General features: G+C 37.9%; 13 protein-coding genes. 12 read left to right on the top strand and 1 reads right to left on the bottom strand.

All coding sequences use genetic code 11. The features are described from left to right. The first annotated feature begins 558 nt into the window (after positions 1-558). The 11 genes from spoIIIAF to NQ185_RS01640 all read left to right on the top strand — a co-directional run bounded on the left by spoIIIAF (position 559) and on the right by NQ185_RS01640 (position 8,974). The gene (gene spoIIIAF / locus NQ185_RS01690; RefSeq protein ID WP_257579784.1) at positions 559-1,170 is read left to right on the top strand and encodes a stage III sporulation protein AF; all 612 of its coding nucleotides are present in this window, start codon (positions 559-561) and stop codon (positions 1,168-1,170) included. Continuing rightward, a complete protein-coding gene (spoIIIAG, locus tag NQ185_RS01685) occupies positions 1,160-1,828 on the top strand; it encodes a stage III sporulation protein AG (RefSeq protein ID WP_257579783.1) in 669 nt (222 codons plus the stop codon). Before spoIIIAF ends, spoIIIAG begins: the two co-directional genes overlap by 11 nt. Next, a complete protein-coding gene (locus NQ185_RS01680; protein WP_257579782.1) occupies positions 1,828-2,358 on the top strand; it encodes a SpoIIIAH-like family protein in 531 nt (176 codons plus the stop codon). Before spoIIIAG ends, NQ185_RS01680 begins: the two co-directional genes overlap by 1 nt. A gap of 160 nt (positions 2,359-2,518) precedes the next feature. Then, positions 2,519-3,013 carry an acetyl-CoA carboxylase biotin carboxyl carrier protein gene (gene accB, locus NQ185_RS01675; protein ID WP_257579781.1) on the top strand — a complete coding sequence of 165 codons (495 nt, stop codon included), beginning with the start codon at positions 2,519-2,521 and terminating at the stop codon, positions 3,011-3,013. Between the two features lie 174 nt (positions 3,014-3,187). Further along, entirely contained in the window at positions 3,188-4,543 is a 1,356-nt protein-coding gene (gene accC, locus NQ185_RS01670) for an acetyl-CoA carboxylase biotin carboxylase subunit (RefSeq protein WP_257579780.1), read from the top strand. A gap of 15 nt (positions 4,544-4,558) precedes the next feature. Next, on the top strand, positions 4,559-4,969 hold the full coding sequence (locus tag NQ185_RS01665; protein ID WP_257579779.1) for an Asp23/Gls24 family envelope stress response protein: 411 nt from the start codon (positions 4,559-4,561) through the stop codon (positions 4,967-4,969). A gap of 196 nt (positions 4,970-5,165) precedes the next feature. Continuing rightward, positions 5,166-5,549, top strand: coding sequence for a transcription antitermination factor NusB (gene nusB / locus NQ185_RS01660; protein ID WP_257579778.1), 384 nt, complete (start codon positions 5,166-5,168; stop codon positions 5,547-5,549). A gap of 15 nt (positions 5,550-5,564) precedes the next feature. Beyond that, positions 5,565-6,425: a bifunctional methylenetetrahydrofolate dehydrogenase/methenyltetrahydrofolate cyclohydrolase FolD gene (gene folD, locus NQ185_RS01655; RefSeq protein WP_257579777.1), complete on the top strand. Its 861-nt coding sequence runs from the start codon at positions 5,565-5,567 to the stop codon at positions 6,423-6,425. An 89-nt stretch (positions 6,426-6,514) separates the two neighbouring features. Beyond that, positions 6,515-7,870, top strand: a complete 1,356-nt coding sequence (gene xseA, locus NQ185_RS01650; RefSeq protein ID WP_257579776.1) for an exodeoxyribonuclease VII large subunit — start codon at positions 6,515-6,517, stop codon at positions 7,868-7,870. Beyond that, complete coding sequence (gene xseB / locus NQ185_RS01645; protein WP_257579775.1) at positions 7,863-8,087, top strand: exodeoxyribonuclease VII small subunit; 225 nt, start codon at positions 7,863-7,865, stop codon at positions 8,085-8,087. The genes xseA and xseB overlap by 8 nt, the downstream gene beginning before the upstream one ends. Positions 8,088-8,089: 2 nt before the next feature. Next, positions 8,090-8,974 carry a polyprenyl synthetase family protein gene (locus NQ185_RS01640; RefSeq protein ID WP_257579774.1) on the top strand — a complete coding sequence of 295 codons (885 nt, stop codon included), beginning with the start codon at positions 8,090-8,092 and terminating at the stop codon, positions 8,972-8,974. A 66-nt stretch (positions 8,975-9,040) separates the two neighbouring features. On the opposite strand, the gene NQ185_RS01635 is transcribed toward NQ185_RS01640, so the two are convergent. Continuing rightward, positions 9,041-9,574 carry a hypothetical protein gene (locus tag NQ185_RS01635; protein WP_257579773.1) on the bottom strand — a complete coding sequence of 178 codons (534 nt, stop codon included), beginning with the start codon at positions 9,572-9,574 and terminating at the stop codon, positions 9,041-9,043. A 1,359-nt stretch (positions 9,575-10,933) separates the two neighbouring features. Here NQ185_RS01635 and NQ185_RS01630 point away from each other — a divergent pair. Then, positions 10,934-11,548, top strand: a complete 615-nt coding sequence (locus tag NQ185_RS01630; RefSeq protein WP_257579772.1) for a hypothetical protein — start codon at positions 10,934-10,936, stop codon at positions 11,546-11,548. The last annotated feature ends 4 nt before the right edge of the window (positions 11,549-11,552 follow it).

The raw sequence follows: 11,552 nt of genomic DNA, 5'->3' as shown, positions 1-11,552 counted from the left end.
AACCTTCAACAGATTCAAGCAGCATCCCCTTTAAAAAGATCCTTAAAAAGATGAAGTCAGTGAAGAAAAAATATGAATGATAAGAAACAACTGTTCATCTCTTTATTGAGCAAAACGAGCGTTAATGTGTTGACACATCATAGTGGCGTAAGACCGGATATACCATATTTTGGTATATCGATGCTGTCTTGATTCCAAGTATATCATTTTGTGTTATGACAAGTGGTTTCAACACTAAAATCTCTATTATAGTTAGTAAGAAAATAATTTCCTTCACCGGCGGTTATTGTGATATTTTCAAAAATACAAGTGTTTCCGGCAAAAACGGCAACAAAGTTCATTGTACCTAAGAATCTAAGAATTTAAGAAAAGTGATGTATTTTGGAACGGGGTATGGTCGGATGGCTTTCCATTTGAGCAAAAGAATATCCCAGTTGATTAGAGTGGAAAGCGTCCGCCTGGAACGGAAATCAACGGTTGCTGGCGGACGCGGCGTTTGTTTATGCCATCTGACTCGGTGAATGCCGATATTATTTAGAAGTAAAGGAGGTGGCTTTCTTGGATTATTTGAGCGAGTGGGTGTTCAATATCATTATTTTCCTCATCCTTGCCATGATTGTTGATATGCTTCTCCCTGAATCCAGTATGAAGAAGTATACGAAGCTAGCAACTGGCCTGCTTCTGATAGCTATCATCATTACTCCAGTTTTAAAATTCATTTCCACTGATTTTGAGAAGGTACTGGCTTCAATCAACGTTAATTTTGATACCGATGATCAAACCACTGAAAATTTAATGAAAACCAAAAAAAAAGAGATACAAGCTTCAAACCAAGCATATATATTAGAGCAAATGGCTGTCCAAATGAAAACAATGGTAGAAAAGGAGTTGATTGAAGAGTTCGGTTTGGAAATCAGTAATATCCAGATTTTCGCCACACCAAATAGTGATGGAGCAATCAATGAATTAGATAATGTGGTCGTTCATCTGTCACCTTCGGAAAAAGTGATTAAAGCCATTAATCCTGTAAGTATTAATGTACATGAAACAGACGTGAAAATGGATACAACCGACTACGAAACAATTAAATCAATGTTATCCTCCAGCTGGGAAATTCCATTATCATTGATTGAAATTGTTCCGAGGGAGGAACCAGTAAATGAAGAATAAAAACTCGGGCCCAATTGATTGGATAAAACAGAAGCTAGGAGATAGCAAGCAATCGTCTTCAGAAAGTAACAAAGCAAAACCATATTATCTACTCATTCTACTAATATTAGGAGCTCTTTTTATGATTATGGGCAGCATCTGGAAGGATAAAGTAGAACCTCCTGCAGAAGTATTTAACGAAAATAATGAGGAACAGAATAGTTCGGAAACTTTTGGTGTAAAAAAATCAGATAAAGACGATAGTATGAAGGTTTTTGAGGAGCAGTATGAAAACCAGCTTAAGGAAGCACTTGAAGAAATCGTTGGTGTATACAGTGTTACGGTCGTAATCAATGTTCAAGCAACGGAAAAAAAGGTATATGAAAAAAACTCCATTCTTAAAAATCAAACAACACATGAGGAAGATGAAAAAGGTGGCAAGCGCGAAATAGAGGACCAATCAAAAGAGGATCAGCTCGTTATTATACGAGAAGGAGAAAAGGATATTCCTCTCGTTTCCGAAACGAGGAAACCTGACATCAAAGGCGTTCTTGTCGTCGCTGGCGGTGCAGAAAATATTCAGGTGAAAAAATGGATTATTGAAGCTGTCACTAGGGTTCTAGATGTTCCAAGTCATAAAGTTGCAGTCATGCCTAAAAAATCAAAGGGGGATTCTTAATGCTTTTAAAAAAGCAAACAGTTTGGCTCTTAACAATGCTTAGTCTTGTGGTCGTATTGTCTGTTTATTACGTTACATCGGAACAGGATGTAAAAGACATCGCTTCGAATGGGGAAAACGCTCCTGAAACGAGCGGAAAGATGAGTGACGAAGACCTTAAAATCATTACCGAAGCTGCTGGTGATGAAGCGTATGAAACAGTTCGCATTAATTTAATGGAAAAAAGAAGCAAGGAGAAAGAAGCATTAACAACACAAGCAGCATCACCTGATCTCTCGGCAGATGAAGTAAATAAATTAGTTGACCAAATGCAAGAAATCGAAACAATGGGAGTAAAAGAAAAAACGCTTGAAAGTTACATTAAAGCTTTAGGCTATAGCGACTCACTTGTCACAATCGAAGATAACCAAGTGTATGTTACAGTAAAAGCGGAGGACCATACAAAAGCTGATGCAGTCGAAATATTACAGCTAGTCAGAGAAGAAATGGGCACACAATATATTCCGACAGTGGAATTTGATAAGAAATAATAAATTGACGGAGGGGAATATGCCCATCCGTCTTTCTTTTTCTTTAGACCAATATTAAAAAAATATAAAAAACATTACTTTCCGTCTTCATCATTGAATTTTTATAAGGTATTATATTATGATGTTAGGAGCTACTCATTATTTTGAAGGAGTGTCACTTATGTTAAAAATCCAAGAAATACGTGAAATCATAAAGCTAATAGATCAATCTGATATTGAGGAATTTAGTTATGAGCATGAAGGCTCGAAAATTGAATTGAAGAAAAGGACAGCTACTGTAGCTGTTGCACAGCACCACCCAGTTGCGCACCAACCTGTAATGGTTCAACAACCAGTACAAGCAGCCGTAGAAACACCTGCATCTGCACCTGAGAGGGTGGAAGCAAAATTAGAAGGCACTGCGAATAAAGAAAACTATTTGCAAGTCGTTTCTCCTATGGTTGGAACGTTCTATGAATCGCCATCTCCTGATAGTCCAGCTTATGTGCAAACTGGGTCTCAAGTAAATGCAGATACAGTTGTGTGCATTGTCGAGGCAATGAAACTTTTTAATGAAATTGAAGCGGAAGTGGATGGAGAGATTGTGGAGGTCCTTGTAAGAGATGGCGAGCTTGTTGAGTATGGACAACCATTATTCTTAGTAAAGCCAAGATAAAAGGATGTTCAAAAAGTCCGGTAAAAATGACACTTCGAATTTTTTCGTTGGCTTGTTTCTCCGCTGCTCATGTATCAAAAAGCATACATTCCGCTACTCGAAACTGCGCCGCCTCAAAATTCTTGGTCCTTTTTATCCTCCTTTTTGTACACTCATAGATAAGGAGCGTTTTCCATGATAAAAAAATTATTGATAGCAAATAGAGGGGAAATAGCTGTTCGTATTATTCGCGCTTGTAAGGAATTAAATATTGAAACAGTTGCCGTTTACTCAGAAGCCGACCAGGAGGCACTTCATGTTCAGTTAGCAGACGAGGCGTATTGTATCGGACCAAAAATGTCTAAAGACAGCTATTTAAATACTGCAAATGTAATAAGCGTTGCAAAGCTAACGAATTGTGATGCGATACACCCAGGTTATGGTTTTTTAGCTGAAAATGCAGATTTTGCAGAGCTTTGCCGTGTTTGTAATATTATATTCGTAGGTCCAAGCCCTGAAGCTATTTCAAAAATGGGCACGAAGGATGTTGCACGCGAAACAATGAAAGCAGCTGGTGTACCAATTGTACCTGGTTCAAATGGAATTATTAATGATTCCGAAGAAGCACTTGAAATAGCTGAAAAAATTGGCTATCCAGTTATTATTAAAGCAACAGCTGGAGGCGGCGGGAAAGGAATCCGTGTTGCCAGGGATAAAGAAGAATTAGTTAAAGGGATAAATATTACACAGCAGGAAGCGCAGACCGCATTTGGAAATCCGGGTGTGTACATAGAAAAATACGTTGATGATTTTAGGCACGTAGAAATCCAAGTACTTGCTGATAATTTTGGCAATGTTATTCATCTTGGTGAACGTGATTGTTCAATTCAAAGAAGACTGCAAAAATTACTTGAAGAAACGCCATCTCCTGCGTTGGATCCTGAAACAAGGGAAACAATGGGGCAGGCTGCTGTCAAAGCTGCGAAAGCTGTTGATTACTCTGGCGCGGGTACGATAGAGTTTATTTATGATCACAAGAATCGTAAATTCTATTTTATGGAAATGAATACGCGTATTCAAGTTGAACATCCCGTAACCGAAATGGTGACAGGAGTTGATCTCATAAAAGAAATGATTCTCATTGCCTCAGGTGAGAAACTATCTTTAACTCAAGACCAAGTTGAATTCCGTGGCTGGTCCATTGAATGCAGAATCAATGCAGAAAATCCTGAGAAAAACTTTCTGCCATCAGCAGGCAAAATTGAAATGTATTTGCCGCCAGGAGGTTTTGGTGTACGTGTAGATTCAGGTGCATATCCTGGCTATACAATTCCGCCATATTATGATTCAATGATAGCAAAGGTTATTTCATATGGGGCTACACGTGAAGAAGCGATAGCTAGAATGAAAAGAGCATTGGGAGAGTTTGTGATTGATGGGATTAAAACGACCATTCCTTTTCATTTAAATTTACTTGAAAATGAAACTTTTGTAAGTGGGGACTTTAATACGAAGTTTCTTGAAATCCACGATGTGATGAAAGTAAAATAAGCGGAGGTGTTTTAAATGGAAGAGAATTTGAACATGCTTGAAATGACACAGGAGAATGGTCAAACTCTAGGGAAAATAGAAATTGCTCCGGAAGTAATCGAAGTAATCGCAGGAATTGCAGCTTCTGAAGTTGAAGGTGTCGCACAAATGCGTGGAAGTTTTGCTACAGGTGTTGTAGAAAGACTTGGCAAAAAAAATCACGGCAAAGGGATAAGGGTTGAACTGACAGATGAGGGAATAAAAGTAGATGTGTACTGCCTCATGAATTTCGGCGTTTCCATTCCTACTGTGGCTCAGGAAGTACAAGACAACATTAGACAAACATTATATAATATGACAGCACTTGAAGCGGAAGAAGTAAATGTTCATATCGTTGGGGTAGCTTTTGAAACCCAAAAGCAAGAAAGCAATGAATTTGAGGAATAATAATCAAATGCGTAAGTGCCTATCCCACATAGCACAAACTTCTAGCCTAGTCTTAAAATAAACAGGACTAGTCCGGGCTTCCTTATCGTAGGAAGAAGGACAAGAAATTCGCTGGTAGATAGGCAGCTTGCTCTAGACGAATAAAAGCCAGAGGGTAATCCTTTGGCTTTTTCAATCATTAAAGGAGTAAACAAACATGAAAAGAAGAGTTGCTCGCGAAAAAGCTTTGCAAGCCTTATACCAAATTGATATAAGTGGGGCTGAAACTTCCCATGCCATCGAATTTGTTTTAGAAGATCAGAAGGCGGATCAATTTTTACAAGATTTAGTGGAAGGAACGTTGAAGCATCTTCACGAGATTGATCAAAAAATTAGCAAGCATCTCGAAAATTGGTCGCTAGATCGTCTATCAAAGGTCGACGTGAACATATTGAGGCTTGCCATCTATGAAATGAAATTTAGCGAAGATATACCTGAAAACGTAGCAATCAATGAAGCGATTGAGATTGCAAAAACATTTGGCGATGACAAATCCGGAAAATTTATTAATGGAATCTTATCGAAGGTCAAGGGAGAATAAGTAGGGGGAATCATGATGCCGGCAACAATTATTGACGGAAAAGAAATATCGAAACATATTAGGGCAGAGCTTGAACAGGAAGTCGCAAAGCTTACGGCGGAAGGAATCAAGCCAGGGCTTGCGGTTATTTTAGTAGGAAATAACCAAGCATCTCGAACATACGTCACTTCAAAACAAAAGAGCTGCAGAGCAATTGGTATGCATTCGGAGCTAATTGAGCTTCCTGAGGATGTAGAAGAGCAAGTGCTGCTCAATGAGATTGAGACATTAAATAATCGAGATGATATTCATGGAATATTGGTTCAGCTCCCACTTCCAGTGCATATTTCGGAGACGAAGGTGATAGAAACCATTTCTCCAAATAAAGATGTGGATGGATTTCATCCCGTTAATATTGGGAAAATGATGACAGGACAAGATACATTCCTGCCTTGTACTCCTTTCGGTGTATTACAAATGTTAAAATATATGGAACTGAAAGTAGCGGGAAAGCATGCTGTTATTGTCGGCAGAAGCAATATCGTTGGAAAGCCCGCTGGTCAGTTGCTTTTAAACGAGAATGCTACCGTAACCTATTGCCATTCAAAAACACCGGATTTAGCGTCTTATACGAGAGAAGCAGATATTTTAGTAGCGGCTGTCGGCAGGGCTAAAATGATCACTGCTGAATATGTAAAAGAAGGTGCCGTTGTCATCGATGTTGGTATGAATCGTGATGAACATGGTAAATTATGCGGCGACGTTGATTATAATGATGTTTTTGATAAGGCGGGCTATATTACTCCCGTTCCTGGTGGAGTTGGACCAATGACCATTACAATGTTATTGTTCAATACTGTAAAATCTGCACAAAAATTACTTGCTAATCGTAAATAAGTTGGAATTATCTTAGAATAAAGACTAACATAAGAGAGAAGCTGACATCCTAAAGAGTGGATTCAGCTTTTCTTTCTGAGGTGTTGCATATGACGGAACAGCAATATTTATCTGTTAAGGCTTTAACAAAATATATAAAACGAAAATTTGATGTAGATCCTCATTTATCAAATATTTATGTAAAAGGTGAAATTTCGAATTTTAAAAGACATTCAAGCGGCCATCTTTATTTTACGTTAAAAGATGAATCAGCAAGAATCATGGCTGTTATGTTTTCTTCTTACTCACAATCTATGAAATTTAACCCTGAAAATGGCATGAATGTTTTGATACGAGGAAGCATTACCGTATACGAATCAAGTGGACAATATCAAATATACGTTCAAGAAATGCTGCCCGATGGAATTGGAGAACTATTTCTCGCATATGAGCAGCTAAAAAAGAGGCTCGAACAAGAAGGATTATTTCATCCTGATCGAAAGAGACAGATTCCAAGTTATCCAAGGAAAATTGGAATCATTACTTCGCCGACTGGAGCGGCAATAAGAGATATCCTTACGACAATTAATCGAAGATATCCAATTGGGAAACTTACCATTCTTCCTGTTCTGGTCCAAGGAAAACAGGCTTCAGCATCGATTGCCGCTGCAATCAAAAAAGCAAATGACCTATCTGTCGCAGATGTGCTAATTGTCGGAAGGGGCGGGGGCTCCATTGAAGAATTATGGGCCTTTAACGAAGAAGCAGTTGCAAGAGCTATATTCAATTCACGTATTCCTATTATTTCAGCAGTAGGGCATGAAACAGATTTTACAATAGCTGATTTTGTAGCTGATGTAAGGGCCGCAACACCAACTGCAGCTGCAGAGCTTGCAGTACCGCATATTGAGGACTTGATGGAGCGGTTACTCAATCGAAAGAATCGCCTTTATCGTGGGATGGCAGAGATTACAAAAGAAAATAGAGGAAAACTGAACCTGTTAGAAAATTCCTATATATTACGAAATCCACGAAAACTATACGAGCAGAAATGGGAAGCTGTTGACAGAATGACAGATCGATTGCAGCGAGGTCAAGAAAAAATACTATTTCAAAAAATGGATCAATTTCAACGACTACATAAAGTTTTGGCAACTCATCACCCTGCAATGAAACTGCAAATGCATAAAGAGAGGTTTATTCGCATTAAGCAACAGCTTTCACAACAGGCAAAAATCATATACAATCAAAAGTCCAGTGAGTTTTCTACGAAAGTTGCTACTTTGGAAGCTTTAAGTCCATTAAATATATTACGAAGAGGTTATAGTGTTGCCTATACTGATGCTGGTAAAATAATTAATACTGCCGATAAAGCTAATATAGGGGATCAAATTACTTTACAAGTTACAGATGGGGAGTATGTTTGTACAATTGATCATATAGAAAAAGGTGAAAGTAATGGATGAGAAAATAACGTTTGAAGAAGCGATGAACAACCTGGAAAAAATTGTCGTGCGACTTGAAGAAGGAGATATTCCATTAGAGGAGGCACTTGAAATATATAAAAAAGGGATTGAGTATTCAAAGCTTTGCCATGATAAACTGAAAAAAGCTGAACAGCAGCTTACGAAAATTTTGACAGATGATGGGGAGGAAGATTTTCTTCTTCAAGAGGAGGAGTAAGCTTGACCATCGAACACGAAACATTTATTTCCAACTATAAAGATATGCTAGAACAACAGCTATCTTCATCTATCAATAAACTAAAGGCCCCACAAGCATTAAAAGCCTCAATGTTATACTCGTTGACAGCAGGCGGAAAAAGAATTAGACCAATTCTTTTGTTTGCCGCAATCGATGCTTTTGGTAAAAATCCCGAAATGGGCTTATCTACCGCCTGTGCATTGGAAATGATCCATACGTATTCCTTAATCCATGACGACTTACCTTCTATGGACGATGATGATTTGAGGCGTGGAAAACCGACCAACCATAAAATTTTTGGGGAAGCAATTGCTATATTAGCCGGTGATGGACTGCTCACTTATAGCTTTCAACTAATTGCGAAAGACGGGCTGCTAGATGATCATCAAAAAATTTGGCTAATGAATATGTTATCTACATGCGCTGGTCCGGAAGGGATGGTTGGTGGCCAGGTTGCAGATATTCAAGCTGAAAATCAAGAATTGCATTTAAAGGAATTAGAATACATCCACCATCATAAAACTGGTAGACTTCTTACATACAGTGTGATGGCCGGAGCGAAAATCGCTGGTGCAACAGATGAAGAACTTGATATCTTCGAAAAATTTTCTCGCCATCTAGGACTCGCATTCCAAATTAGTGATGACATTCTTGATGTGATCGGCGACGAAAATAAAATTGGAAAACGAATCGGCAGTGATATAGAAAAAAAGAAAAGTACATATCCTTCATTACTATCTCTTGAGGGTGCAAAAGAACATTTAGCCTATCAAATTCACGAGGCAAAAGCGACGATCAATAAAACCAATCTAAAAACAGATTTGCTTCAATACCTTACGGATGTAGTGGCTGGAAGAGATCGATAATGTATTAAAAAACGACCGTAATATCCCAATATGGATATTGCGGTCGTCTTTTTTTAAGGTCAATTCCTAATCATCAATTTCATTCGGAGAAGGAATAGGAAAGATAAATTCTACTTTTTCATTGTTTATAAAAAGTGGGATATGGCATTCTAGACCCTCTAATAACTTGTTATCTACTAGAAAATCTGCTTCAAAAGATGATAGTTTTCCAGCCGGAAATGAAAAAATAATCGCAGTATCGTCCTCTTTTTTTGTTACTATATCGTCCAAACCGTGTCCTACCAAAAGAAAGTGTTTTTTTGGATTTTTCAATAGAAGCATGCTATCCGAACTTTCTTGATTTTTTGTTGCTGTTAATACAGCGGGGGAGCTCCCTAGATTTTCAAGTTTGAAAGTAACTGAAATACGTTGTTCATCCATGTTATTGTAGTAAATGACTTTATTTAAAGTCATTTGAATCTCGTTTTTATTTTGAATTTCGTTCAGCTCAACCTCTTTATTATACACCTTGTCATTCAGAATAAAATGATTATATAGAAGTGAACATCCAGCTAGTAGTACTGCGTATAAGAATATGATTAACCATAATTGCTTCTTCATGATTAACCGCCTTTCTGTATTCGGATACTATTTTAAAAAAAGTCTTATAAACAGCATCTTGCTTCCAGTCCGAACTGTGTGTTAGCACCTGAATATTTCCATAGCACCTGCAAAAAAACTATTCCGCCTCCTTGATCTTAGGAGACTTCCCCTTCATTTTTCCAACCTTCAAAAAATTGAGACTATAATTATAAGTTTAATATTCGCGTATGTAAAAATCAATAAAATGTTTACAACAATGGGCATCAAAGTTTGTGATTAAATCGAATCTCTTTATACCCATTTCCGTATTATGGAAATTAATGCGTTATTCTCGACTAAAATGAGTTGTTTATGAGTTTAATCGAGAATTAAGGATTTATTCTCGACCAAACCGAAATAATTATTGATTTAATCGAGAATTAATGGATTATTCTCGACTAAATCGAAATAATCGTGATTATAATCGAGAATTAGGCTTTATTCTTGATTAAATCTAAATCTAGACCCCACAGTCGTGTATAGCGAGAGAGGAGATTAACCAGACTGCCCGCGGAAACAAGTATCTAGAGCGGGAATCAACTTTTATATAAGTTTATTTGTGCTGACTGAAATTAAAAATAAACATTGAATTTCAATCTAAAAGGGTAGACGTATCTTTAAAATGACTCCTATCTATAAAAATCGCTAAGCTTAAAAGCTGGTCAAATTGAAGAAAAGTTAATATTATGGTATAATTTTTGCATATTGTTGGATGGTGCAGTATTCTAGTCAATCTACCGGTTCTGAAGGTGGGCCTAAAAATTCACCAAAGGGCACATCGATGAAGTTCCTTGTTCCGGCTTGAGTCGCCCAGGCTTGGGTCGGAGCTGGGAGTAAAGGTGTAAGGGCGATCCACAAAGGCATGTGGGCGTTGACCCTTTACCGCGGAGGCTTCGTGATTTTCAGCTGGCTTAAACGCATATGCGCGAAAAACGAAGTATAGACCTGCAACGTGATGTGGGCATCACAAGCAGCGTAGCCTGCCTTGAGTGAAGCTTGAGGGGATTATGGTTATAGAAATGCAGATCGGTTGGCCATCGTTCTGTTTTCTTCCGTCCATATGAAATCAGTTTTGCAAAAGAGGCTAGGAATCAGGTTAAAGATTGCTGAGGAAATCTCCTAGACTGTTCTTTTGGACATAATTTGAGGATTATAGTGCGGACTAAGTGGTAATCCAGTCTGACAGCTGGCGACACTGTCAAGATGAGTTTAAAGGGAAACCACCATGATGGCGACATCTGGCACTTGTCTGGGAAAACCTACTGGACCTAAGCCGTAATTTTTACTCTTTTTATGACCATCCAACTAAATTTCCCGAAAATGGTGAAACAATCGTTTATGAAAGAAATGGTAAATAAATCAATTAAATGGAGTATCAGTATAGCCGTTATCACATTTGTGCTAGCGGCTATTTTTTCAATCGTATCTACTGGAGTCTTGCATGGTGTATCATGGACCTTTGGACTTCTTGTTGTTCTTTTCATTGTCCTTATTGGAATTCTTTTTGATATGATAGGAATAGCTTCTACAGCTGCTGATGAAACACCTTTTCATTCTATGGCTGCAAGAAAAGTTTATGGCGCAAAACATTCCATTCGGATTGTGCGGAATGCTGACCGTTTTGCAAACTTCTGTAATGATGTCATTGGAGATATTTCCGGAATTATTAGTGGGACTGCAGCGGCACTCGTTATTATTCAACTTGCGCATAGTATGGAGATATCAGAAAATTCCGCTTTAGAATACGGAATTAACGTAGGTTTGACGAGCCTCATTGCAGCTGTTACAGTAGGGGGAAAAGCATTTGGCAAATCATTTGCCATTACTTATTCACGAGATATAATATTTCAGGTAGGGAAATTATTACAATTTCTTGAAGAAAAATTTCATATTACCATTATTAAGGACAATAAAAGAAAAAAAACAAAGAAAAACTCCAAAAAACGAAAGTGAGTGG

Source organism: Lederbergia panacisoli (assembly GCF_024626525.1).
Lineage (GTDB): Bacteria > Bacillota > Bacilli > Bacillales > Bacillaceae_C > Lederbergia > Lederbergia panacisoli.
This window is presented reverse-complemented; position numbering and strand designations above follow the sequence as displayed.